This window comes from Morococcus cerebrosus (assembly GCF_022749515.1).
GTDB classification, from domain to species: Bacteria; Pseudomonadota; Gammaproteobacteria; order Burkholderiales; family Neisseriaceae; genus Neisseria; species Neisseria cerebrosa.
Window position 1 is genome coordinate 414,530 of record NZ_CP094242.1, and the last position, 23,768, is coordinate 438,297.

At 49.8% G+C, this 23,768-nt stretch carries 20 protein-coding genes and 1 pseudogene; 9 read left to right on the forward strand and 12 right to left on the reverse strand.

What is annotated here, in order from left to right; translation table 11 throughout:
• Nucleotides 1-58: 58 nt before the first annotated feature.
• The 6 genes and pseudogenes from MON37_RS01940 to carA all read right to left on the reverse strand — a co-directional run bounded on the left by MON37_RS01940 (nt 59) and on the right by carA (nt 2,927).
• The gene (locus MON37_RS01940) at nt 59-448 is read right to left on the reverse strand and encodes an endonuclease domain-containing protein (protein WP_039406824.1); all 390 of its coding nucleotides are present in this window, start codon (nt 446-448) and stop codon (nt 59-61) included.
• A gap of 48 nt (nt 449-496) precedes the next feature.
• A pseudogene (locus MON37_RS01945) lies at nt 497-604 on the reverse strand (IS5/IS1182 family transposase); the annotation flags it as partial.
• Nucleotides 605-807: 203 nt separating this feature from the next.
• A complete protein-coding gene (locus MON37_RS01950; RefSeq protein WP_039406711.1) occupies nt 808-1,182 on the reverse strand; it encodes a hypothetical protein in 375 nt (124 codons plus the stop codon).
• Between the two features lie 72 nt (nt 1,183-1,254).
• Nucleotides 1,255-1,389, reverse strand: coding sequence for a hypothetical protein (locus tag MON37_RS12290; RefSeq protein ID WP_003761118.1), 135 nt, complete (start codon nt 1,387-1,389; stop codon nt 1,255-1,257).
• A gap of 73 nt (nt 1,390-1,462) precedes the next feature.
• Nucleotides 1,463-1,720: a SemiSWEET family transporter gene (locus MON37_RS01955; RefSeq protein WP_003686764.1), complete on the reverse strand. Its 258-nt coding sequence runs from the start codon at nt 1,718-1,720 to the stop codon at nt 1,463-1,465.
• 76 nt (nt 1,721-1,796) lie between these two features.
• Entirely contained in the window at nt 1,797-2,927 is a 1,131-nt protein-coding gene (gene carA / locus MON37_RS01960; protein ID WP_039406703.1) for a glutamine-hydrolyzing carbamoyl-phosphate synthase small subunit, read from the reverse strand.
• 404 nt (nt 2,928-3,331) lie between these two features.
• On the opposite strand from carA, the gene pilC reads away from it, so the two are divergent.
• Nucleotides 3,332-6,739: a PilC family type IV pilus tip adhesin gene (pilC, locus tag MON37_RS01965; RefSeq protein WP_039406700.1), complete on the forward strand. Its 3,408-nt coding sequence runs from the start codon at nt 3,332-3,334 to the stop codon at nt 6,737-6,739.
• Nucleotides 6,740-7,067: 328 nt separating this feature from the next.
• On the opposite strand, the gene MON37_RS01970 is transcribed toward pilC, so the two are convergent.
• Both MON37_RS01970 and MON37_RS01975 read right to left on the reverse strand, forming a co-directional pair.
• A complete protein-coding gene (locus tag MON37_RS01970) occupies nt 7,068-8,225 on the reverse strand; it encodes an NnrS family protein (protein WP_039406697.1) in 1,158 nt (385 codons plus the stop codon).
• 113 nt (nt 8,226-8,338) lie between these two features.
• Nucleotides 8,339-8,719 (reverse strand): hemerythrin domain-containing protein, encoded by a 381-nt coding sequence (locus MON37_RS01975; RefSeq protein WP_039406694.1) that lies wholly within the window; start codon nt 8,717-8,719, stop codon nt 8,339-8,341.
• Between the two features lie 169 nt (nt 8,720-8,888).
• Here MON37_RS01975 and MON37_RS01980 point away from each other — a divergent pair, with 169 nt between their 5' ends.
• The 4 genes from MON37_RS01980 (at nt 8,889) to MON37_RS01995 (ending at nt 11,948) form a co-directional block, all read left to right on the forward strand.
• Nucleotides 8,889-9,353 carry an Rrf2 family transcriptional regulator gene (locus MON37_RS01980; protein WP_039406692.1) on the forward strand — a complete coding sequence of 155 codons (465 nt, stop codon included), beginning with the start codon at nt 8,889-8,891 and terminating at the stop codon, nt 9,351-9,353.
• A gap of 495 nt (nt 9,354-9,848) precedes the next feature.
• Nucleotides 9,849-10,778: a TonB family protein gene (locus MON37_RS01985; RefSeq protein ID WP_039406689.1), complete on the forward strand. Its 930-nt coding sequence runs from the start codon at nt 9,849-9,851 to the stop codon at nt 10,776-10,778.
• 69 nt (nt 10,779-10,847) lie between these two features.
• The gene (locus tag MON37_RS01990; protein WP_039406686.1) at nt 10,848-11,507 is read left to right on the forward strand and encodes a MotA/TolQ/ExbB proton channel family protein; all 660 of its coding nucleotides are present in this window, start codon (nt 10,848-10,850) and stop codon (nt 11,505-11,507) included.
• Nucleotides 11,508-11,510: 3 nt separating this feature from the next.
• Nucleotides 11,511-11,948, forward strand: coding sequence for an ExbD/TolR family protein (locus MON37_RS01995; RefSeq protein ID WP_039406683.1), 438 nt, complete (start codon nt 11,511-11,513; stop codon nt 11,946-11,948).
• A gap of 245 nt (nt 11,949-12,193) precedes the next feature.
• Here MON37_RS01995 and yihA read toward each other — a convergent pair whose 3' ends face one another.
• Nucleotides 12,194-12,847, reverse strand: a complete 654-nt coding sequence (yihA, locus tag MON37_RS02000; protein WP_003759508.1) for a ribosome biogenesis GTP-binding protein YihA/YsxC — start codon at nt 12,845-12,847, stop codon at nt 12,194-12,196.
• 200 nt (nt 12,848-13,047) lie between these two features.
• On the opposite strand from yihA, the gene MON37_RS02005 reads away from it, so the two are divergent.
• The 3 genes from MON37_RS02005 to ccsB all read left to right on the forward strand — a co-directional run bounded on the left by MON37_RS02005 (nt 13,048) and on the right by ccsB (nt 17,113).
• Nucleotides 13,048-13,674 (forward strand): c-type cytochrome, encoded by a 627-nt coding sequence (locus MON37_RS02005; RefSeq protein WP_003759506.1) that lies wholly within the window; start codon nt 13,048-13,050, stop codon nt 13,672-13,674.
• 243 nt (nt 13,675-13,917) lie between these two features.
• Nucleotides 13,918-15,936 carry a cytochrome c biogenesis protein ResB gene (locus MON37_RS02010; protein ID WP_107820276.1) on the forward strand — a complete coding sequence of 673 codons (2,019 nt, stop codon included), beginning with the start codon at nt 13,918-13,920 and terminating at the stop codon, nt 15,934-15,936.
• Entirely contained in the window at nt 15,926-17,113 is a 1,188-nt protein-coding gene (gene ccsB / locus MON37_RS02015; protein ID WP_039406678.1) for a c-type cytochrome biogenesis protein CcsB, read from the forward strand. The genes MON37_RS02010 and ccsB overlap by 11 nt, the downstream gene beginning before the upstream one ends.
• A 225-nt stretch (nt 17,114-17,338) precedes the next feature.
• On the opposite strand, the gene MON37_RS02020 is transcribed toward ccsB, so the two are convergent.
• The 3 genes from MON37_RS02020 to gdhA all read right to left on the reverse strand — a co-directional run bounded on the left by MON37_RS02020 (nt 17,339) and on the right by gdhA (nt 21,230).
• Complete coding sequence (locus MON37_RS02020) at nt 17,339-18,253, reverse strand: patatin-like phospholipase family protein (protein WP_039406674.1); 915 nt, start codon at nt 18,251-18,253, stop codon at nt 17,339-17,341.
• A 136-nt stretch (nt 18,254-18,389) separates the two neighbouring features.
• Complete coding sequence (locus tag MON37_RS02025) at nt 18,390-19,751, reverse strand: M16 family metallopeptidase (RefSeq protein ID WP_039406672.1); 1,362 nt, start codon at nt 19,749-19,751, stop codon at nt 18,390-18,392.
• A 141-nt stretch (nt 19,752-19,892) separates the two neighbouring features.
• Nucleotides 19,893-21,230 (reverse strand): NADP-specific glutamate dehydrogenase, encoded by a 1,338-nt coding sequence (gdhA, locus tag MON37_RS02030; RefSeq protein WP_039406668.1) that lies wholly within the window; start codon nt 21,228-21,230, stop codon nt 19,893-19,895.
• 519 nt (nt 21,231-21,749) lie between these two features.
• Between gdhA and glmS the strand changes: the two genes are divergently transcribed.
• Nucleotides 21,750-23,588, forward strand: coding sequence for a glutamine--fructose-6-phosphate transaminase (isomerizing) (gene glmS, locus MON37_RS02035; protein ID WP_039406665.1), 1,839 nt, complete (start codon nt 21,750-21,752; stop codon nt 23,586-23,588).
• Nucleotides 23,589-23,768 lie beyond the last annotated feature (180 nt).

The following is a 23,768-nucleotide window of genomic DNA, read 5'->3' on the forward strand; positions in this document are numbered from 1 at the left end:
CAATTCAGGCAGCCTGCACCCTATAATTTCCAATAATCCAATCAAAATCAGCCATCTGCTACCGTGCAGGCTGCTTTTCCAATTCCTGTAACACACGCAGGATTTCTGTCAGCACATCGTTTGTCTGCTGCAAAATCTCGTGATTCCAAAAACGCAGCACGGTAAAGCCCAGGCTGTTGAGATATGCCGTCCGCGCGTGGTCGTATGCGGCTTGTTCTGTGTGCTGCCCTCCGTCTGCTTCGATAATCAGCTTGGGCGTTACGCACATAAAATCAACAATATAATTTCCCATCGGCTGCTGGCGGCGGAATTTATAGCCGTTCAGACGGCCTGCCCGCAGGTGCTGCCACAATTTCGCTTCCGCCTCGCTCATTTCTTGACGCATAGCCTTGGCGCGTTGATTCAGGGTGGGGTTGTCGGCGGTCAATAGTTTTTCGGGCGGGTTCATTTTTTTATTATTGGGTGTGGAAAACGCCTTGATGACCATCTATTTTCAGTATAGTGGATTAACTTTAAACCAGTACGGCGTTGCCTCGCCTTGTCGTACTATCTGTACTGTCTGCGGCTTCGTCGCCTTGTCCTGATTTAAATTTAATCCACTATAAGTGTAGATTAGCTTAAAAAACAGCATAACACGCGTAATCGTACAAAAACGTCGGGCTTGCCAATTCAACCCACCCTTGAGGTCGTCTGAAAAAATCTTGGCGTTTTGTATGTAGGTCTTGGTGAGTTTCTTTCCGGTAATGTTGAGAACGTTAGTTTGTTATGGTGTATTGAGTGGTGGGTGCTGAGTTGCCGAATGTGGTTTTATTCTATGTCTATGATGGTTTGTACGCCTTCTAAGATTTTATTGGATAGGTTTTCTAGGCTTCTTGCGCCTTCATCGACCCTTGCCCCTTTTTGCTTGAGTGCCTGATCCATGTAGATGCTGCCTGCCATGGCGGGTTCTTTCAGGCAGTGGTCTACGGAAAATTGCTCCAATTCTGCGGCGGTTGTCGGGATGGCGCATTCTGAATTGGCTATGGTTTTGCTGCTTTCAGAGATGGTTTTGTAGACGCCTTGGGTGGCGGAATCGAAGATATCCGCGCCGAGTTGGCTGATTTTTTTCAGGTCGATGGTTTTGTCACCTGCGAAGGCGGGGGTGCTCATAAGCAGGCAGAGGAGTAAAGCCGTTTTTTTCATGAAATGCCTTTATGGGTGGGTTTTCTTCAGGCGGTTTGACGGGTAAACCGCCTTGTGGTTTGGTGTAATGTGTTAGCGATTGTTTTGTTTTTGGTAGTCGTCATTCCATGCTTGTACGGCTGTATTGGCGTCGCGTGCGACGGAGTGGATGGTGTTGCACGCGGATAATGCGCCGATTAATGCGATAAACAGGGCTACTTTTTTCATAGGGTTAATCCTTATGTTGATGGTGGTGAGTAAGGCCGGCCAGTGTTTGACCGACATGAAATCGGTATGGTTTTTAAAAGCTGGTGATAAAGGTAATCAAGCCCAAAATGATACCGGGGGCGTTTGCCAGCATAACGGGGTAGTCGCGTTTTTCTTTCAAAAAGCCGTAGGCAACCCATAATGTGCAGTTGATGGCGGCGACGAGTGGTTGCAGCGGCGAGCCAGGGTTGCCTGCGAGGTTGTTTTGGATTTGCGGGATATAGGAAACGTACATGCCTACGGCGGTCAGGGTGGCGACGACGGAGAGGACGCGCATTTGTTTTTCAGTCATGGGGTTTCCTTTCTGACTTGAGGGGGGGATTTTTCAGACGACCTTGTTGAGTTGAGAGGTCGTCTGAAAAGGCGGTTTATTGTTTTGCCGCTTTCATATTGTCAATGAATTTGTCAAACAGATAGCTGACATCCTGCGGGCCGGGGCTGGCTTCGGGGTGGCCTTGGAAGCAGAACACGGGTTTGTCGGTCAGCTCGATGCCTTGCAAGGTGTTGTCGAACAAGGATTTGTGGGTAATTCTTGCGTTGGCGGGTAGGGTGTCGGCATCGACGGCGAAGCCGTGGTTTTGGCTGGTGATGACGACTTTGCCGCTGTCCAAATCTTGAACGGGGTGGTTCGCGCCGTGGTGGCTGAAGTGCATTTTCAGGGTTTTCGCGCCGATGGCGAGGCTGATGAGCTGGTGTCCCAAGCAGATGCCGAAGATGGGTTTGCCGCTTGCCATCAGTTTTTGCACGGCTTCGATGGCGTAGTCGCAAGGTTCGGGGTCGCCGGGGCCGTTGGAGAGGAACACGCCGTCGGGGTTGAGTGCCAACACGTCTTCCGCGCTGGTTTGTGCTGGGACAACGGTCAGGCGGCAGCCGCGTGAGGCGAGCATGCGCAGGATGTTGGTTTTCACGCCGAAATCGTAGGCGACGACGTGGAACGGCTGTTCGGCAGGGGTAACGAAACCTTTGCCCAGCGCCCATTCGCCTTCGGTCCATTCGTAGGCTTCTGTGCAGGAAACTTCTTTTGCCAAGTCTTTGCCGACCATGCTGCCGAACGCGGCGATGAGTTCTTGCGCTTTTTCAACCGTGGCATCCGCGCCGGTCAAAATCGCGCCTCCTTGTGCGCCTTTTTCGCGTAGCAGCGTGGTCAGGCGACGGGTGTCGATGTCGGCGATGGCGACGGTTTTATTACGCACGAGATAGTCGTGCAGGCTTTCGGAGGCGCGGAAGTTGCTGTGCAGCAGCGGCAGGTCGCGGATAATCAAGCCTGCGGCATAAACGCTGCGGCTTTCTTCGTCTTCGGCGTTGGTGCCGGTATTGCCGATGTGGGGGTAGGTAAGGGTAACGATTTGTTTGCAGTAGGACGGGTCGGTCAGGATTTCCTGATAGCCGGTCATGGAAGTGTTGAACACGACTTCGCCGGAAGTCGAACCTTCGTAACCGATTGATGTGCCGTGAAATACGCTGCCGTCAGCGAGAACGAGAAGAGCCGGAGTGGTCATGATGAATCCTGTTTGCCTGATGATGGTCGGTTTGCAGAAACGGGCAGGGGTCGTCTGAAAATTGTTTACAAAAAAGACCGCCTGAGAAAATATCGGCTAAAAAAAAACACGCCCCGCAGCCTTGATTTTGCTGCGTAACGTGCTTTTTCAGGCATAGCTGCCTATGCCGTAGAAGCAATGCATTCTACGTCAAAAAGCCGCATCGTTCAAGTTGTATCCTAAGATAGTTTCTACCTTAATAATCATGCGGTCTGTTTCATTTTCACCATTTGTCCCCTGTATCAGGCAAAAAAATATTCGGAACTGCACATAAATGACATTGTAAATGTTAGAATCACATTCCGAGAAAATAAAAACAACGTCATCATCCGTCAACCGACGATTTTACGAAAAAAGAACGCATTATGAAAAACAACCTTTCACGTTTCCCCGGTACCGTCCGTCCGATGATTTACAGCATCGCCTCCGCGCTCGCCCTGATGGGGGCAGCATCGCAAGCGCAAGCGCAATTTGCCAAAACCCCGCTTTACCTGCAAAACGAATCTCAGATTATCGAGCAGCCAAAAATTAAACATAACATTATGTTTTTTATTGATAACTCCGGGAGTATGGGATGGGGGGCAGGAGGTGGTACCAATAAAACGCGGATGGAAGTAACGAAAGAAGCGTTGCATGCCGTTTTGGATGAGCATAAAGATAAATTCAACTGGGGCTTGCAGGCTTTGGTCAATACCGAAAACGATCCAAACAACGCAGATCCCAAAAAGCGTACCAAAAAGAATTACACCAACGGGGATGAAACATTCAATACTTCATGGGAGCAGATGAAAACCCTGGTGGACGGTATGAGTCCGTCTGGCTATACGCCTTCTACCCGCCGTTATTACGAGGTTGTCGCCACAACGGTGATGCCGAATATCAAATACCGCTGTCAGAAGTCTTATGTCGTCATGATGTCTGACGGCGATGCCAACTTGTCGTGCAGTTTTTCTGCAGGACCAGAGTTTCACCATCGTTTCAATTATGATGGAAATAATAATTGGAGCAATGAGCGAAATGGCGCGTATCGGATGACTTACTACAACTACAACGTATATAACGCTGCGCGAGGGCAGAGTTATCGGGACCCTGCCTTTGTTTCTGCATATAAATATTTCGGTCCGTCTCCGATGAAAGGTCTTTCCACTGCGCAATTGGGAGGATTATGCCGACGAGAGAAACCTAATGATGATAGTACTCCTTGGATTTCCAACTTTTGGGATACTACTGACGGCTATAACGGTGTAGAGGGCGGTATCCGCTTTTTCAGTAAGACGCTTGCTTCCAAAGATATTAAAACTGCAGCTGACGGTAACGGTAAGGATGAGGCGGGTGTAAGTTGGGATGGTGATCCTAATATCGACCCCAAAGGGGTGGATTATAGCAAGCAGTTGGTTCAGACTTTTACAGTCGGTTTTGGCAACACTCTTTCTGATACAGGTAAAAAGTATCTGACCAGAGGAGCGAGCCAAGACGATGGGTATTTCAATGCGGCGCAACCAAAAGATTTACTGGAAGCATTTAATAAAATTATCAGTCTGATTTCGAATGATAGTGCAAACCCGAAATTTGAAGGTGAGGGTGGTACTGCGCCTGCAACTTCCAGCAGTGGTATTCCTGATCTGGCGGCAACCATCAAGCTGAATACCGGTTCTTGGAGTAGTCAGATTTTATTTAAGAAATTGAATGAAAAAGGCAGAAGGAGCAGTACTGATACCGACACTCAACCTTCCTTTGGTAATCGTAAAACGTTGATTAACACAGGTTCTAATACTTACTTTATCGGCGCCATCACTGATGACAAAGTCAGCAATGCCTATTTCGGTATTGAGAGTAGTGACAAAGACGAATGGAAAAAGCTGCTCAATTGGACGGGCAGGGTTGGTAGTGATGACAGTGCATACAGTCCTTACCGTGTCCGTAAGGCCGGAGAGCGTGATTTGGGTGATATTTTGGATGGTTCTGTTGCTGCAGTCGGCAATCAGGAGCATGGTCGCCGCAAATATTTGGTTGCCGCAGCCAATGACGGTATGGTGCATATTTTCCAAAGTACGGATGGTAACCATCCTTATGATTTGAAAGTCAGCTATCTTCCTTCTGCAATGGAGCGCGAAAATGATGCTTCGGGTAACCCGATTACGCTTGCCAAAGCATTGAAAGACATTGCGCATGCGGATTACGGAAAATCCATTGAAAACCATAAATATGGTGTAAACGGCGGTTTTACCCTGCGTCAGACCCCTGTTGCAGAACAAGGCAGTAAGTTTCAGCAGCGCGTGTTTATGTTTGGCGCGATGGGGCAAGGCGGACGTGGCGCATACGCTCTCAATATAGGCGGTAAAGAAGATCAAACCACCAATACCGGTCTGGATGCGGCTGCTTGGAGTGATAAAGTTCCTTTGTTTGAAACGGCCAAAGGGAAAGACAATACTTTGGGCTTTACCATCGGTACGCCGCAAATCGGTCGCGTTTCCATCAAACGTGAAACCGATGGTAGTGTCAAACTGGAGGAAAATATTCGCTATGCGGGCTTTCTTGCCAGCGGCTACGCAGCTGAAGAAAAGGATGCGACAGCCAACGAAACTGCGTTATATGTTTACGAAATGCTTGGTAAAGAAGTCGGTACAGGCGAGAAACGCGGTCAGTCTGCGGGAGAAGAAGATAAGGCAGGTAAAGAGTTGGCGAAAATTATCGTGTCGGGCGGTGTAGGCGGTCTGTCCACACCGACACTGCTTGATACCGATTTTGACGGAGTTGTCGATTTTGCCTTTGCAGGTGATAGAGGGGGTAATATGTACCGCTTCGACCTGCGCGGTGAAACGCCGAAAAATTGGACTGCGGTCAAAATCTTCTCAGGTTCGTCAAGCAAGCCGATTACCTCGGCTCCTGCCGTATCACGAAAAGGAGCTAAGGAATACGTCGTGATTTTCGGTACAGGTAGCGAAATCTACCAAAGTGATTTGAGCAATACTGAAACACAATCGATTTACGGTATTTTCCAAAAACTGGATAAAGCGCCGAAAGATCTATTCGAAGACAAGACAAATCAGGATGTTACCGAGCAAAACCTGCGCGAGCAAACGATTACTGAGGTAGAGCAGTCATACAAAGATGAAAATGATCAGCCGAAAACCGGCAAAGCATTGTATCTGAGTAACAAAAAAATTGAAGACGCCCATAAGGGCTGGTTCATCAATCTAGGTTCTGGCGAGCGTGTCAGCATTAAGCCGACCATGATTCTGCGTACTGCCATCGTTACAATACGCAAATACACTTCAGATGGTGGTAAAACCATCGGCAAGGAAGAGGCGGAAAAAGACTTGTGTCTGCCTGTCAGCAACAATAAGTCAACCGTGACCAGTACAACCTTCCTTGGCATCAATGCTGATAATGGCGGTGCACTCAATAACCGTAGCGCACGTTTTACACCTGATATATTTAAGCGTGAATTGAGTGGTTTCGGTACGCAATACGCCAACGGTTTGACTCTAGAAGGTATTATTGCCAGCTTCACCTTTATCGATCCGAACAAGCGTACAGACGATCCCGTTACCGCCGATGGTGACAGCGGTGGTACAGGTACGGATAAAGAGCTGGGTTATGGTTCTGGTACGCCTAACAATAAATGCTTCTCCGGTAAAGAAGATGATCACCGTAGTTTATTGTTGAATAAGAAGGATGAAAGGTTGAATCAGAAGGATAAAGGGTCGCTTGAAGTGAAGGGTCGTATCTGCGGTCTGCAACGTATCAGTTGGCGCGAGCTGTTTTTCTGATTGGTTCGTGTAAGCGTATGAAGACCAAGAGGTCGTCTGAAAACTTGGAAACAGGTTTTCAGACGACCTTTCCTTTTTCTTTTGCATGGCTCTTTTAGTTATTCATTGAATTTTGAGCTGGGGCTTTTGCGCAGGTAAGATCCACGCTAAACTTCGTGATAAGTATTGGCGCAGCATTAGTCGTCAGGCCAAGCTTATTTTTATGCTGCTATCGAATACAGTTTGTCGAGATGTATTGGACACGGGAGCCTGATTGATAAAACGAAAGGTCGTTTGAAAACTTGGAAACAGGTTTCAGACGACCTTTCGTTTGATATGCTTGATTCGATTAACCCGGTTTGCCATCCGCACGCGGACGGATGAGCCAAGGGATGTATTTCCATGCGTAAAGCAGCAGCGCCAGCGCAAACAGGACTGAGGAGGTGCGGATACTGTGGACATAGCCGGTACCACTGACGAAAATCGCCACCATACGGATAACCGTAGAAGCAATCATCAACCAAAAGGCAATGGGTACGGATTTGGGCGGCGGGTAAATAGAGTTGCCGGTATGCCCAAGCGCGGTGCGTGCCATCATGCCTAAGGTCAGAACACCGATACCGCCGACGCCGATAAGGTGTACGCCGAGGTTGAGGAATGGGGTATGGAAGTAAGAAGCTCCGACGGCAATCAGTCCCAAGCCAGTGAACAAATAACCCGCAAACAAAATCCACAGCATCGGCTCTTTCAAAACGGCTTTATACCACCAGCGGTAAACCTGCACGGTAAAAATCACGCCCGCTGCAAAAGCAAAAGCAGATGAGAGCCAAGGCAGGGCTTGGTGCGCCATCAGCATGGCAGTCAACATAGGCAACCAAAGGGATGCGTGTGCCACCCATACCGGGCTGGGGATTTGCGGAACGTTCAGGCGTTTGGAGGTAAAGAATGAAATAATCCGCATGCCGATAAGACCGATAAAGCCTGCAACCATAATCAAACCGGATTGCAACCCGCTGAGAAGTGCGGCTGCGTTTCCGGCATGCAGTTGAAAGTGGAATGCGGCGTGCGTGCAGCCTAGTACGACGATGGCGAATACGGCGACATAGTTGCGTTTGTTCTTAGACTGGATAACAGGCAATGCCATGCAAACTGCGCCATACCAGAAAAACAGCGTACCGAGTATGCCGCTTGCGGTTGCGCCCCAACCTGGAATGAAAACCGCAATCCGCGCTGCGAGCCAAAGTGCGGTTAACCCAACTAAAACGCCTCCGCGTGTAGGCGGCTGCCCTGTCCAGGTGGCAACAGCGGTCAACAGGAAGGCAATGACGACAAGTCCGGCATACCCCCAAATCATTTCATGGGCGTGCCAGTAAAAGCCGCGCAACTCGGGCGTACCCGTATAGCCGAAGCCCCAAAGCAGGATGGACAGTGCGCCGTATAGTGCCGCCAGAGAGTAGAACGGGCGGAATGCCATTGCCCAAACAGGGTGTTTGAAAAAGGCGGTCATGGTAGTTCCTTGGTTTGTTTTTTTGGAATGGTTTATTTTAAATTTGAATAGATAGGAAGGGGTCGTCTGAAAAAGCTGACATCGCGTTTTTGACTTTTCAGACGACCTTCTTGTCAGATTCCTCCAGGCGGCGGCAGGAACGGCTCGACTGCGGGAAACAGTTCGCGCTCTTCAAAGCGCGCATGGTCGCGCAGAGTAACGGCAAAGTCCTTATTCCACTCTTCATTAAGATATTTAGGATTTGCCATCATACCGCGCAATTTAGCGTGTTCCTTCTCGAAACGCTCACGCATCGCAGCGGGGATATTTTGCCAATATGGAGCAAACATGACCTCCTCTTCAGCAAAATGCGGTTCTAATTCAATAAAATGGGCTTCCAACTCTGTCTGATGACTTTCTGCAGGCGTACGCAGAAGGCGGACACAGAGCGAAAGAGCATGATGGTGTTCGCGGGAAAGTTCGATAAGTGCTGGATGGCGTTTTAACGGCTTCATAATATTTGATTATAATGATAATAAATTATCAAACTGCACTAGATTAATTCAAATGTTTCAGATATTATGAAACTTAATCATATATAAAGTCAAACACATAACGGCGACAGTTCTCCTTAGGACACACTGCCGCCGTTCCAAAAAATAATATATTCAAACAGAGAAAACCATGTATCTGACGCAACATACGGATTATGGTCTGCGGGTATTGATTTATGCGGCCATAAACGACGATTCGTTAGTCAATATCGGAACCATTGCCGAAGCCTATAACATCTCCAAAAGTCATTTGATGAAAGTCGTTACCGCGCTTGTCAAAGGCGGATTTCTGACCAGTATAAGAGGTAAAGGAGGCGGACTACGTCTTGCCGACACACCCGATAAAATCAATGTCGGCGCGGTCGTGCGCCATCTTGAACCCATGCAGATTGTCGAATGCATGGGAGAAAACAATGAATGTCTGATTACGCCATCCTGCCGTCTTGCCGGTATTTTGGGCGGAGCGATTAAGGCTTTCTTTGCACATTTGGACGGGTTTACTTTGCAGGATTTGCTTAACAAGCCGACTTATGATTTGTTGTATGAGCCGAGAATTGAAATTTTTGTAGAAAAAATGAGTAATAAGTCGGCATGATACGATTTTATGAAATTTAAGTTATCAATAGGTGTTTGCGTCTTAGGCGAAGATGGAGACATTTGATTTATTCTGATGATTGCAACATTTTGAACAGGTAAGGTTTTTATTTCAGGCAGCTTATCACCCAATTTAGGTAAAAAATTTTCTTTCCATTTCCATGGGTTTCCTGTTTGTAGTGACTAAAATAAGCCTGAAAAAAAATAAGCCGCAATCAGATATATTTGTATATCATTAAATTTGTTTCGTTATCGTGATTTTTTTTGTTCGTAATCTGGTTAGATGATGAACTTTTTTCATTAAATACATTCTAACCCAATCAACTGAGGCATTAAGTCCTCTTTTTCTTTTGCCTGCTATGATAATGAATAGCAATATCAAAAAATCATGCGTATGATATTAAAATGAGGAAATATTTTTAAATGGATATTCACTAAAAAACAAATGTAAAAATGGGTTGCAAACACAAATTGTTGCTATTATCATGCGTTGATTATGAATAAAGAACGAATTTTAACTCCAGCAGTCGTCATCTCGGTGGTTTTAATCCACGCGGGTTTGGTCGCGTTGTTATGGCAAGCACACAAGCCGCCTGTGCCGGAAATGATGAATATTGAGTTTGTCGATTTGGCAGATTTGGGCGGCGATGGTGGTGGAGACGGTAGTCCTGAGGGCGAAGGTGCGCCGGCGGCTCCGGAAAAGATCCCTGAGCCTGAAAAGCCAAAACCGAAACCCAAGCCGGTTGAGCCTACAAAGCCTGTTATCAAGCCGGTGGTGACGAAAAAAGAGGATGCTGATATCCAGCAGCCTAAAGAGAAGCCGAAGCCGGTTGAAAAACCGAAACCTGAACCTAAGCCGGAACCCAAACCTGAGCCTAAACCGGAGCCACGCCCAGAGCCTAAGCCTGAACCTAAAACAGAATCCAAGCCTGCACCTCAAGCTTCGGAATACACCGGTACTAAAACCGGTCCGAATACTGCGGAAAACGGAAAAGGCAGTGGAGAAGGTAAGGCCCTTCACGGTGAGGGTAAAGGAAGTGGTGGCGGTACGAAAGGTACCGGCAGCGGACGCGGTGAGGGCAGTGGATCAGGCAGTGGCGGTGCCAAAGGTGAGCATGGATCAGGTACCGGTAGCGGCGGAGGTGCAGGAGGTGGAAGCGGTGGCCCTCCTGCTGTCGTAGATAAAGGTTTCCTGCCTACACCAGCTTACCCGCCCCTCTCTCTAGAAAATGGGGAGGAAGGAGTAGTTCATTTATCTATTCTTGTTCAGCCCGGTGGTAAGGTTGTAAAAGTTACCGTAACTAAAAGTAGCGGATTCCAACGTTTGGATAATGCAGCAAGGAAGGCAGCTACTGCCGCCGGCAGCAGATACCCTACAAACCGTTTGACAGAATACCGGGGTAAAATTAATTTCCAACTTCAGTAAATGAACGCGAATTACCTGTATTTTGACAAAAAAGAAATTTTTTAATTTTATTTTTAATCTGGAAAAATTATGGATTTGAAATTAGTGTTTGAATCAGGCGATTTCGTCCTGATTAGTGTATTCGTACTGATGCTGGTGATGAGCATTGTTACTTGGTGCCTGATTATCCTGCGCACTATCAAACTGAAAAAAGCCAAAAGTGCCAATGCTGAAGTAAAAACGCAAATGCTAAATGCTTTTACGCTGTCGGAAGCGGTACAAAAAGTGAAAAGCATCGATTCACCGATGAGCCGTGTGGCGGACGAATCCCTGCGTGCCTACCAAAGCTATCGTCAAAGCAATGCGAAAACACTTACTACCGAACTGCCTTTGAACGAATACCTCGTCATTCAGATCCGAAACAGTATGGAGCAAGCCATGCGCCAGTTTGACTACGGTATGACTGCTTTGGCATCCATTGGTGCAACCGCTCCATTTATCGGCTTATTCGGTACGGTTTGGGGAATTTACCATGCTTTAATCAATATCGGTCAAAGCGGACAAATGAGTATTGCTGCCGTTGCCGGTCCGATTGGTGAGGCGTTGGTATCTACTGCTGCCGGTTTGTTTGTCGCCATTCCTGCTGTTTTGGCGTACAACTTCCTCAATCGCGGTAAGAAAACCCTCTCTCAAGATATGGACGCTTTCGCACACGATTTACACGTCCGCCTGTTGAATCAAAAGGACTAAATTATGGCATTCGGCTCAATGAATTCCGGCGATGACGCGCCGATGTCGGACATCAACGTTACGCCTTTGGTCGATGTTATGCTGGTGTTGTTGATCGTTTTCATGATCACCATGCCCGTATTGACCCACTCGATTCCTTTGGAATTGCCGACCGCTTCGGAAAAAGCGGCAAAGCAGAAGGAAAAGCAGCCTAAAGACCCGCTGCGACTGACGATAGATGCCAACGGCAGCTACTATGTCGGTGGTGATTCTGCGACTAAAGTCGATATTGATACGGTGATTTCACGTTTGAAAACCGAGAAGCAGGAAAATGCGGATACGATCGTAGCAATTGCGGCTGATAAAGCAGTCGAGTACGAATACGTCAATAAGGCGCTCGAAGCTGCGCGTGAAGCCGGTATCAGTAAAATCGGCTTTGTAACTGAAACTAAGGCGCAATAGGATTATCAGCAGATAAAAGGTCGTCTGAAAGGCTAAAGGCTTTTCAGACGACCTTTTTATAATGGGTTGCCACTCTTTGCTTTGCTATCTTCCTCAACAAGGTAAGCATCGGGCAGGTGGTAGGCTGGGGAAGTGATAAAGGTCGTCTGAATCACTACCAAGCGTTTTCAGACGACCTTTCGTGTTAAATACAACAGGAACAGTACGGATTTGCGTCCCGTCAATGCAGACCATACGACGACCGATTACAATGACTCGGAATTTTCCGGATTTCCGATATTCAAGTTGTCCATTTCTTCTTGATGCGTAGCAAACCATGCTCCAACGACTTGGTTGACTTCTTCGATGCCTTGCTTTTTAAGGCTGGAAAATAGTTGTACGCTGATGCGTTGACGGGTCATATAGGGTTTGAGCGATTTTTTGACTGAGCCTAAAGTTTTGATTTGCTCGTTTTTCGACAGCTTGTCGGCTTTCGACAACAAAATATGCACAGGGCGGCCGGTGATGTGGAAAAAGTCCAGCATCCTCAAATCCAGCTCTTTCAATGGGTGGCGCGCATCCATAATCAACACCAAGCCGATGAGCTGGCGCCGTTGTTGGAGGTAGTCGCCCAAGAGTTTGACCCAATGCGTGCGGATGGCTTCGGGAACTTGTGCATAGCCGTAACCCGGCAAATCGACCATAAAGCTGCCGTTGCTCAATTCGAAGAAATTGATGTGTTGGGTTCGCCCCGGCGTTTTGGAAACGTAGGCGAGCCGGACATGGTTGGTCAGGGTATTGATCGCGCTGGATTTGCCTGCGTTACTGCGCCCGACAAATGCGATTTCTGCGGGTGTGTCGGGCAGGTCTTTGAGATGGTTGACGGTAGTGAAGAATTTGGCGTTCTGAAAGAGGTTCATCCGTATTTCCTTGTTCCCTGAGACGGAGTGGCGGAATTTGCCGTGTCCATGTTGCGAAACATGGTAGTAATTTAATGTAAATCTAGTATAGAATAGCACGTTTATAGAATTATCGGTTTTTATCGGGTAAAATTTATCCGGCGTTTTGAGTATAAAAAAGGCATTGTCGCGGTATGCAATGCTGTAATCAGGAGCACTCCATGAAACGATTGACTTTAGCGGCCTTGGTTTTGGCTGCCGGCGCGGCTGTCGCTGCCCCGAAAGCGGATATTGCAAAAGGCAAAGAAGTGGCTACTACCATTTGTGCGGCATGTCATGCGGCGGACGGCAACAGCGGTATCGCCATGTATCCAAAGCTCGCCGCGCAACACAGTGCCTATATCTACCGTCAAACCTTGGACATTAAAGAAGGCAAACGTACAAACGGTTCCGCCGCTGTGATGAAACCTATGGTGATGAACCTGTCCGAGCAAGACATTCTGAATGTATCCGCATTCTATGCCAAACAACAGGCCAAATCCGGCGAGGCTAACCCGAAACAAAATGATCCTGTTTTGGGCGGCAAAATCTACCGAGGCGGTTTGGTGGATAAAAAAGTTCCTGCCTGTATGTCCTGCCACGGCCCCAGCGGCGCGGGTATTCCGGGCGGCGGTACCGAAATCGGCGCATATCCGCGCTTAGGCGGCCAACATATGTCTTATGTGGTCGATCAAATGAAGGCTTATAAATCCGGACAACGCAAAAACGCGATTATGGAAGATATTGCCAAACGCCTGACCGAAGAAGAGTTGAATGCGGTTTCCAACTTCATCCAAGGTCTGCATTGATTCCTGTCAATCCGTCTGTTTGCGGATGATGTGAATATCAAGGTCGTCTGAAAACGCTTGCTCTTGGGCAATTGTTTTCAGACGACCTTGTGCGATGGTATGCCGCCGCTTTTGAGGCAATAAGTATTTTCAAATGGCAGCCTTTGGCTTTTTGCCCCATCATATCTATTTTTCGTGCCGTTCGATAATCGGGCCTCTTCCGGATCCCGACCATCCCCGTATTCTTTATCAAATCAAACCGCTATGAGCAAATCCTCTTCATCCGTCCCCCTTATCCGCAAACCTTGGTTCGCTTTTTTAAGCTCCATGCGTTTTGCCGTTGCCTTGCTCAGTCTTTTGGGTGTCGCTTCGGTTATCGGGACGGTGTTGCAGCAAAACCAGCCGCAGGTCAATTATGTTGTGAAATTCGGTCCGTTTTGGTCGCAGATTTTCAATTTTTTAGGCTTGTACGATGTTTATGCGTCCGCTTGGTTTGTGGTCATCATGATGTTTTTGGTGATATCGACCAGCTTGTGCCTGATTCGCAATGTTCCGCCTTTTCTCCGCGAAATCAAATCGTTCCGTGAAAACGCCAAAGAAAAATCATTGGCGGCGATGCGCCATTCGACTGTGTTGGAAGGCAAGATGTCGTCTGAAATCGCCCGGCGTTATCTCGAAGTACAAGGCTTCAGCTGCAAAACCGTAACGCGCGAAGACGGATCGGTTTTGGTTGCTGCTAAAAAAGGGGCGATGAACAAGTGGGGGTATATCTTTGCCCATACTGCGCTGATTGTGATTTGCTTGGGCGGCTTGATAGACAGCAACCTCCTGCTGAAAATCGGTATGCTGACCGGACGCGTCGTGCCGGACAACCATTCCGTCTATGCCAAAGACTTCAAACCGGAAAGCATTTTGGGTACGTCGAACCTGTCGTTCCGCGGCAATGTGAACATTACCGAAGGGCAAAGCGCGGACGTGGTCTTTCTCAATGCCGACAACGGGATGCTGGTTCAGGATTTGCCGTTTGAAGTGAAGCTGAAGAAATTCCACATCGACTTTTACAATACCGGGATGCCGCGTGATTTTGCCAGCGATTTGGAAATTACCGACAAGGAAAGCGGCAAAAAATCCGAACACACCATCCGCGTCAATCATCCGCTGACGCTGCACGGCATCACCATCTATCAAGCGAGCTTTGCCGACGGCGGCTCCGATTTGAAGTTCAAAGCCTGGAACTTGGGCAACCCAAGCCGCGAGCCGGTAACGCTCAGGGCGACATCTATGCGCGACTTCCCGCTCGACATCGGCAATACGTCCTACAAACTGGAGTTTGACCAATTCACGTCTATGAACGTGGAAGACATGAGCAAGTCGTCTGAAAAAGAGCAAACCCTGCAATCAGCGATTAACGACGTGCGCGCCGTCTCTCAAGAAAACAAAAAATACACCAACATCGGCCCGTCCGTTGTTTACCGAATCCGCGACAAAGCGGGTCAGGCTGTCGAATATAAAAACTACATGCTGCCCGTTAAGCAGGAACAGGATTATTTCTTCATCACCGGTACGCGCACAGGCCTGGAACAGCAATACCGTTGGCTGCGCATTCCTGCCGATAAGACTTTCAAACCCGATACCTTCATGGCGATGCGCGAACTCTTGAAAGACGAAGCCGCACGCAAAGCCGTCATCCGCAACGCGACCTTGAACGCGCCCGACAACATCCGCGAGCAATTCACCCTTGCCGCCGAAAACACCTTGGGCATTTTTGCGAAAGGCGGCTATTTGGCGTTGGACGAATTTATCACCAAAAACATCCCCAAAGAGCAGCAGGAAAAAATGCAGGGATATTTTTACGAAATGCTGTTCGGCGTCATGAACGCCGTATTGGAAGAAACCATCCAAAAATACAAGCTGCCCGCATGGCCTCAAGACGAAGCGCGCAACCGCTTCCTGCTGCACAGCATGGACGCCTATACCGGCCTGACCGAATACCCCGCCCCCATGCTCCTGCAACTGGACGGCTTTGAAGAAGTCCGCTCCTCCGGCTTGCAAATGACCCGTTCGCCCGGTGCATTTTTAGTCTATTTAGGCTCTGTTTTGCTGGTTCTCGGCACGATATTTATGTTCTACATCCGCGAGAAACGCGCGTGGGTTCTGTTTTCAGACGACCACATCCGCTTTGCCATGTCTTCCAGCCGCAACGAGCGCGACCTGCAAAAAGAGTTTCCGCAACATACACAAAGCCTGCAACGACTGGCGAAAGATTTGAACCATGACGCATAACCATAACCCCCTACCCGAACACGAGCTGCTGACGCACAAATCGTTCCTCAAGTCCCTGAATACGGTTGACTGCCTATTCGCCCTCTTGACCGCAGCCGGCGCATTCTTCGCCCAAACCCGCATTCAGCACGCCATGGACATCTACGAAATGGTGATTTTGTGGGCAAGCGCGGGCATTACCGTCTTTTTAGGCTGGTTTTTCAAACCCATGCGCTGGTTTGTCCCCTTGTGTGCCGTCCTCGCATACGGCGCCGTCATGCTCTACGATGGCGAAATCACGCATTCCGACGGCTTCCTGCTCAAATACTTCCTCAGCAGCCAGTCCGCGATTATGTGGCAATGCGCCTTCGTCTTCTTCGCACTCTTCGCCTACATCACCGGCGCCGTGTTGGCACAACGCAAAAACGTCGCCACCAACACCCTGCTCGGCATGGGTTCCGTCTTTGCCTGGGTGTCTGCCGTCGCAGGCTTTACCGGGCTTTTAGTGCGCTGGCACGAAAGCTACCTCCTGCGCCCTGACGCAGGACACATCCCCGTTTCCAACCTCTACGAAGTCTTCATCCTCTTCCTCGTCATCACCGCCCTGATGTACCTCTACTACGAAGCCCGTTTTGCCGTACAAAAACTCGGCGGCTTCGTCTTCAGCTTCATGGCAATCGTCGTCGGCTTCGTCCTTTGGTACAGCTTTTCCCGCGAAGCACACACCATCCAACCCCTGATTCCCGCCCTGCAATCATGGTGGATGAAAATCCACGTTCCTGCTAACTTCATCGGCTACGGCGCATTCTGTATTGCCGCCATGCTCGGCATCGCCGAACTTTGGGCATTGAGAAACGAAAACGTCGGCAAAAAATCATCGCTGCCGCCTTCGCAAGTCATCGAAGAAGTCATGTACAAAGCCATCGCCGTCGGCTTTCTGTTCTTCACCATCGCCACCATCCTCGGCGCACTGTGGGCGGCTGACGCATGGGGACGCTACTGGAGCTGGGACCCGAAAGAAACTTGGGCATTCATCGTCTGGCTCAACTACGCCGTCTGGCTGCACCTGCGCCTCGTCGCCGGCTGGCGCGGCAAAATCCTCGCATGGTGGGCAGTCATCGGACTGTTCGTTACCGCCTTTGCCTTCATCGGCGTCAATATGTTCCTGAGCGGCCTGCACTCTTACGGTACCTTGTAAGCTTCAAGGCACAATATCGAAAGGTCGTCTGAAAAGCCCATACGGTTTTCAGACGACCTTTTTTAAATACGGTTCATGTTTATATCCCTTTTATCTTGATGGCTTCCGTTTAAAACAAAGGCAGCTCCCGCAATAAAGAACGAAGCATCTTCCTTAAACAAAGGTCGTCTGAAAACAGTTTCCCATTTTCAGACGACCTTTTTATTTGCATAAAGCACTAAAGGCTTAGTAGCGGTATGCAGCCAGTTTGCGCCGTATTTCAGGAATGGCGGCTTTCGCGGCACGTTCTCCCTCGGCAATGGCACGTTGTTTTTGGCTGAAGCCGCCGACCGCGCCTAAGTCCAAGACTTGGGGATGGATGATGACATTTGCTTGGCTTAATTCATGTTGCAGGGCCGATTGCGACATGACGTTGATGGATTGGTCGAGGTAGGAGAAAAAGCCTTGTTTGAGGTTTTTAGACGGCCTGTCGGAAATATCAACGGCGATGATGAAGTTTGCTCCCTGTTTTTTTGCCGCGCTGACGGGTACGGGCTGGGTCAGTCCGCCGTCAACGTATCGACGGCCGCCGATCAGGACGGGTTGGAACACGTTGGGGATGGCGGCGGATGCGCGGACTGCCTGTCCGGCATTGCCGCGGTTGAAGGCGACGGCTTTGGAAGATTCGAAGTCGGTGGCGACGGCGGCGAATTTAATCGGGAAGTCTTGAATCGGGCGGTTACCGACTTTGCGGTTGATGTAGTCTTGCAGTTTTTGTCCTTTGATAAAGCCGCTGGTGGATAGGGTCAGATCGACCAAATCGGTTGAGCCGAGAATTTCGGCTTCCAATTCCAAACGGTCGGGACTTGCGCCGGAGGCATACAGGCTGCCGACGATGGCGCCTGCCGACGTACCGGTAATGATTTTGACGGGGATGCCGTTTTGTTTGAGGGCTTTGATGATGCCGATATGGGCAAACCCTTTGGATGCGCCGCCGCCGAGTGCTAAAGCAACGACTGCCTGCGGTTTGGGGGGAGGGGTAATTTGGGTGTTGTGCCGCGGCGGGTTGACGGGGGAAGTGTTGCTTGGACACGCACTGAGGATCAGAACGGAAGAGACGGTCAGCGCGGTACGGAAAACGGAGGAAAAGGAGGATTTCATTTTCAGACGACCTCTGTGTAAGAAGGATGTTTTGCCAGGGTGATAATGGAACACGGTAAATTTTATCTTAGCAATCACGTTAAGATGTTATCGTTTGGCATTATCGCACAGCAAGAGGTCGTCTGAAAACGGTTTGTCATTGTTTTTCAGGCTTTTTTACTGCCGTATAGTCTGCCGGTGCGGGAGGGGCGGATTCCGGCATGATGATGACGGTACTTGAACGGTCGTCCGTCAGCATTTGTGCGGCTTTTTGTACTTCTTCGGCGGTTACGGCCTGTATGCGGCGGCGGATTGCGGCTTCATCGGAATATTTGAACCCGCGTGCTTCCAAACGACCCATCAGCGAAGCTTGTGAAACCATGGAGTCGCGCGCGTAGATTTCGCCCGCCAATGCCTGTGCTTTGATGCGGTCGAGCTCTTCTTTGCTGATGCCGTTGTCGGCGATGTCTTTGATTTCGGACTTCATCTGCGTAAGCAGGGTCTCGGCGGATACGTTTTCAGCAGGCATTCCAAATACGCCGAAAAGCGGCATTTCGCGGCTGAGCAGGTCGTAATGGGCATTTGCGCTTAACGCACTTTGTTTGTCTCGCACGAGGTTTTTGTCCAAACGGCTGGAGGTATTGCCCGCCAAAACGTCGGTCAGTACATCCAAGGCGTAAGGCAGCTTGTCGTCAAGGCGGGAGAGGGAGGGAACGCGCCAGCTGATGGCAGCCAACGGTTGACGGGTAACGGGAGAGGAAGCTTGGGCAAAGGAAGGTGCGCGTTTGACCGGTTCGGCTTTCAGGTTGTTCCGTTCAGGCAAAGATTTACGCGGTATTTTGCCGAACAATCCTGCCGCCGTGCGCAGGGTCTGTTTGGCATCGACATCGCCGACGATGACCAAAACGGCATTATTGGGTGCGTAAAATTGTTTGTACCAAGCACGCAAATCGTCGGCACGCAAGGTGTGCAGGTCTTCCATATAGCCGATAACGGAGGCTTTCATGGAGGGCAGGGTGAAGCTGTTCAGGTAGATTTGTTCCCACATCTTCCCGTCGGCATCGTCTTCTGTACGCTGGCGGCGTTCTTCTCGGATAACGTTCATTTCGTTAGCGAACTCTTTATCGCTGAAATTGAGGTTGTGCATCCGGTCGGCTTCAAGTTTGAGGACTTCGGGCAAGTTGGCAGAGGCGATATTGGCGTAATATACCGTTTCGCTGCGGTTGGTATAGGCATTGTCATCGCCGCCCAAACGGGCGATGCGGCTGCTGTATTCGCCTGATGGTACGGAAGGCGTACCTTTGAACATCATGTGTTCTAAGGCGTGGCTTAATCCGCTTTTGCCCGGTTTCTCATCCACGCTGCCGACTTTGTACCAAATCTGGGAAACGGCGACAGGTGCGCGGCGGTCTTCTTTGACGATGATTTTCAGACCGTTGGGCAGGGTTTGGGACAAGGTTTGTGCGAAGGTGGCGCAAGAGAGGAGGCAGGCAGATAAAAAAACATAACGGCTCAGCATAATGGCTCCTAATAAATATAAATGGTAATGGACAGACTGTAACAAGAAATTTGCCCTCAGGCTATAAAAAAGGTCGTCTGAAAACCCCGATTCAAGGTTTTCAGACGACCTTTCCACATTTTAAAGTCAGGAGAATCAGACTTACACGATGCCTTGCGCCAGCATCGCATCGGCGACTTTGACGAAACCGGCGATGTTCGCGCCGTTGACGTAGTTGGTTTTGCCGTTTTCAGTGCCGTATTTCAGGCAGGATTCGTGGATGCTTTGCATGATGTCGAATAGGCGTTGGTCGACTTCTTCGCGGCTCCAAGCTAGACGGACGGCGTTTTGGCTCATTTCCAAGCCTGAAGTTGCCACGCCGCCGGCGTTGGAGGCTTTGCCCGGCGCATACAGGATGCCCGCTTTGACGAACTGCTCGACCGCGCCCAAAGTAGAAGGCATGTTTGCACCTTCGGCAACGACGTAGCAGCCGTTTGCCAGCAAGGTTTTGGCGGCTTCTTCGTCCAATTCGTTTTGGGTCGCGCAGGGCAGGGCGACTTCGGCGGCAACGCCCCACGGTTTTTGGTTTTCAAAGTATTTCAAACCTTGTTCTTTGGCATAGGTGGAAACACGTTCGCGACGGACTTCTTTCAGCTCGATAAGCGCGGCGAGTTGGTCTTCGGTCATGCCGCTGTCGGGGAAGAGGACGAAGCCGTTGGAGTCGGAAACGGTCAGCACTTTCGCGCCCAGCTGGATGGCTTTTTCGGCGGCGTATTGTGCGACGTTGCCGGAGCCGGAAATCAGCACGCGTTTGCCTTCAATCGAATCGCCGCGCGTTTGCAGCATGGATTGGGCGAAGTACACAGTACCGTAGCCGGTCGCTTCCGGACGGATAAGGCTGCCGCCCCATTCGAGGCCTTTGCCGGTCAGGACGGAGGCAAATTCGTTGCGGATTTTTTTGTATTGTCCGAAGAGGAAACCGATTTCGCGGCCGCCTACGCCGATGTCGCCCGCAGGTACGTCGGTGTTCGGGCCGATGTGGCGGTAGAGTTCGTTCATAAAGGCTTGGCAGAAACGCATCACTTCGGCGTCGGATTTGCCTTTGGGGTCGAAGTCGGAACCGCCTTTACCGCCGCCCATAGGCAGGGTGGTCAGGGCGTTTTTGAACACTTGTTCAAAGGCGAGGAATTTCAATACGCCCAAATCGACGGTCGGGTGGAAGCGCAAGCCGCCTTTGTAAGGGCCGATGGCGGAGCTCATTTGAATACGGTAACCGCGGTTGACTTGGACTTGTCCTTTGTCGTCCACCCAAGTGACGCGGAACATAATGACGCGTTCAGGTTCGACGATGCGTTCAAGCAGGTTTTGTTGGGTGTATTTCGGGTTTTTTGCCAAAAACGGGCCCAAGCTCATGAATACTTCTTCAACCGCTTGGTGAAACGGCTCTTGATTGGGGTTACGTTGTTTGAGGTTGGCAAACAAGGCGTTCAAATCGGTCATTTTATGCTCCCTGTGGATTAGATTGGAAAGGATGATGAATTTGTGGAAAGCAATATAAACCTAATTTTTTTGCCTGCCAAGCAGTTTTGATGAAAATTGTTGACATTATTTTTTTGAGAATTTTATTATTTGGTATATATAGTCAATAAAATATAAAAATATTTTTGAAAATTCCATTATTTTAAAATAAATTGGTTATATATTCTAAGTAATTAAACTAGAAATTTGAAACGAGAGAGTGTAAAAAATTCGATTCAGCGCAAATTTTCATGTGAAAACGGTCAATATTGTCAACAATTTTACGAAAATTACCCTTGGAAAACAGGGTAAGAAGGAAAATAACATATTGAAAGATGAACCTTGTTATTAAATAGATGTCTAGGTAAAGGATGTAGTCAGCTTTCTAAAGCTACCCCTTATAATTCAGTATGATATATTTCGCTCTGATATAATGTGCGGGCAAGGCGTACGGAAGCCGGCGTCTTGCCTTTTTTCAACTTTAGATACTAAGGAACTTATATGTGCGGTATCGTCGGCGCCATCCGCGCCAATCACAATGTAGTCGATTTTCTGACCGACGGTCTCAAACGCCTTGAATATCGGGGCTACGACTCGTCGGGTATCGCCGTGAATACAGACGGCAAAATCAAGCGCGTGCGCCGTGTCGGCCGCGTGCAGCTGATGGAAGACGCCGCGCGCGAAAAAGGCGTGTTCGGACACATCGGCATCGGCCATACCCGCTGGGCAACCCACGGCGGCGTAACCGAACCCAACGCCCACCCCCACATCTCCGGCGGCATGATTGCCGTCGTCCACAACGGCATCATCGAAAACTTCGAAGCTGAACGCGAACGCCTCAAAGCCTTGGGTTACACCTTCGAATCGCAAACCGATACCGAAGTCATCGCCCACAGCGTCAATCACGAATACACCCAAAACGGCGGTAAACTGTTTGAAGCCGTCCGCGCAGCTACCGCCCGTTTCCACGGCGCGTATGCCATCGCCGTGATGGCGCAGGACAAACCCGAAGAAATGGTGGTCGCACGCATGGGCTGCCCGCTCTTGGTGGCATTGGGCGACCAAGAAACCTTCATCGCCTCCGACGTTTCCGCCGTCATCGCCTTTACCCGCCGCATTGCCTATTTGGAAGACGGCGACATCGCCGTATTGAGCGCGAACGGCATCGAAAAACTCATCGACAAAACCGGTGCCGACACCCAACGCAAAGTCAAAGTATCCGAATTGTCGCTCGCTTCGCTGGAGTTGGGCCCGTACAGCCACTTCATGCAAAAAGAAATCCACGAACAGCCGCGTGCCATCGCCGATACCGCCGAAGTCTTCCTTGACGGTGGCTTCGAACCTGAAAACTTCGGCGCGAACGCACGCGAAGTGTTCGACGACATCCGCAGCATCAAAATCCTTGCCTGCGGCACGTCCTACTACGCCGCGCTGACCTCTAAATACTGGCTCGAATCCATCGCCAAAATCCCGACCGATGTCGAAATCGCCAGCGAATACCGCTACCGCGACGTGATTGCCGATCCAAAACAATTGGTCATCACCATTTCCCAATCCGGCGAAACCTTGGACACGATGGAAGCCCTGAAATACGCGCAGTCTTTAGGACACAAACACAGCCTGTCCATCTGCAACGTCATGGAATCCGCCCTGCCGCGCGAAAGCGAATTGGTGCTGTACACCCGTGCCGGCGCAGAAATCGGCGTTGCCTCTACCAAAGCGTTCACCACGCAACTGGTTGTATTGTTCGGCTTGGCGGTAACGCTGGGCAAACAACGCGGCTTTGTTTCCGCCGAAAAAGCGCATGAATACGTCGAAGAACTGCGCCAACTGCCCGGCAGCATCCAACACGCCCTCAACCTTGAGCCGCAAATCGCCGCGTGGGCGCAAAAATTCGCCAAGAAAAACAGCGCACTGTTTTTAGGTCGAGGCATCCACTTCCCGATCGCTCTCGAAGGCGCGTTGAAGCTGAAAGAAATCACCTACATCCACGCCGAAGCCTATCCCGCAGGCGAATTGAAACATGGCCCGCTGGCATTGGTGGACGAAAACATGCCCGTCGTCGTCATCGCACCGAACGACGGCTTGCTGGACAAAGTCAAAGCCAATATGCAGGAAGTCGGCGCACGCGGCGGCGAACTCTTCGTCTTTGCCGATTTGGACAGCAATTTCAACGCCACCGACGGCGTGCACGTCATCCGCGCCCCGCGACACGTCGGCGTACTCTCGCCGATCGTGCATACCATCCCCGTGCAGCTCCTGTCCTACCACGCCGCCCTCGCACGCGGCACGGACGTGGACAAACCGCGCAATCTGGCGAAATCGGTTACGGTTGAATAAAGCTTGATTTGAATGGTAAAAGGTCGTCTGAAAACTAGGAAACCAGGTTTTCAGACGACCTTTTTAATCAATCCCAAAAGGATGCTTAACAATACTTCCTTATTTGCGTATCACGCCTAAGTCAGCGGTTTGCGGTATCGGATTGCGTGGGATAACAACGCTTCAATCTCTATCCACATA

What these genes read in the sequence shown, in the direction of transcription:
- MON37_RS01940 (WP_039406824.1), bottom strand. Translation starts at nt 448, where the DNA reads ATGAACCCGCCCGAAAAACTATTGACCGCCGACAACCCCACCCTGAAT.
- MON37_RS01950 (WP_039406711.1), bottom strand. Translation starts at nt 1,182, where the DNA reads ATGAAAAAAACGGCTTTACTCCTCTGCCTGCTTATGAGCACCCCCGCC.
- MON37_RS12290 (WP_003761118.1), bottom strand. Translation starts at nt 1,389, where the DNA reads ATGAAAAAAGTAGCCCTGTTTATCGCATTAATCGGCGCATTATCCGCG.
- MON37_RS01955 (WP_003686764.1), bottom strand. Translation starts at nt 1,720, where the DNA reads ATGACTGAAAAACAAATGCGCGTCCTCTCCGTCGTCGCCACCCTGACC.
- carA (WP_039406703.1), bottom strand. Translation starts at nt 2,927, where the DNA reads ATGACCACTCCGGCTCTTCTCGTTCTCGCTGACGGCAGCGTATTTCAC.
- pilC (WP_039406700.1), top strand. Translation starts at nt 3,332, where the DNA reads ATGAAAAACAACCTTTCACGTTTCCCCGGTACCGTCCGTCCGATGATT.
- MON37_RS01970 (WP_039406697.1), bottom strand. Translation starts at nt 8,225, where the DNA reads ATGACCGCCTTTTTCAAACACCCTGTTTGGGCAATGGCATTCCGCCCG.
- MON37_RS01975 (WP_039406694.1), bottom strand. Translation starts at nt 8,719, where the DNA reads ATGAAGCCGTTAAAACGCCATCCAGCACTTATCGAACTTTCCCGCGAA.
- MON37_RS01980 (WP_039406692.1), top strand. Translation starts at nt 8,889, where the DNA reads ATGTATCTGACGCAACATACGGATTATGGTCTGCGGGTATTGATTTAT.
- MON37_RS01985 (WP_039406689.1), top strand. Translation starts at nt 9,849, where the DNA reads ATGAATAAAGAACGAATTTTAACTCCAGCAGTCGTCATCTCGGTGGTT.
- MON37_RS01990 (WP_039406686.1), top strand. Translation starts at nt 10,848, where the DNA reads ATGGATTTGAAATTAGTGTTTGAATCAGGCGATTTCGTCCTGATTAGT.
- MON37_RS01995 (WP_039406683.1), top strand. Translation starts at nt 11,511, where the DNA reads ATGGCATTCGGCTCAATGAATTCCGGCGATGACGCGCCGATGTCGGAC.
- yihA (WP_003759508.1), bottom strand. Translation starts at nt 12,847, where the DNA reads ATGAACCTCTTTCAGAACGCCAAATTCTTCACTACCGTCAACCATCTC.
- MON37_RS02005 (WP_003759506.1), top strand. Translation starts at nt 13,048, where the DNA reads ATGAAACGATTGACTTTAGCGGCCTTGGTTTTGGCTGCCGGCGCGGCT.
- MON37_RS02010 (WP_107820276.1), top strand. Translation starts at nt 13,918, where the DNA reads ATGAGCAAATCCTCTTCATCCGTCCCCCTTATCCGCAAACCTTGGTTC.
- ccsB (WP_039406678.1), top strand. Translation starts at nt 15,926, where the DNA reads ATGACGCATAACCATAACCCCCTACCCGAACACGAGCTGCTGACGCAC.
- MON37_RS02020 (WP_039406674.1), bottom strand. Translation starts at nt 18,253, where the DNA reads ATGAAATCCTCCTTTTCCTCCGTTTTCCGTACCGCGCTGACCGTCTCT.
- MON37_RS02025 (WP_039406672.1), bottom strand. Translation starts at nt 19,751, where the DNA reads ATGCTGAGCCGTTATGTTTTTTTATCTGCCTGCCTCCTCTCTTGCGCC.
- gdhA (WP_039406668.1), bottom strand. Translation starts at nt 21,230, where the DNA reads ATGACCGATTTGAACGCCTTGTTTGCCAACCTCAAACAACGTAACCCC.
- glmS (WP_039406665.1), top strand. Translation starts at nt 21,750, where the DNA reads ATGTGCGGTATCGTCGGCGCCATCCGCGCCAATCACAATGTAGTCGAT.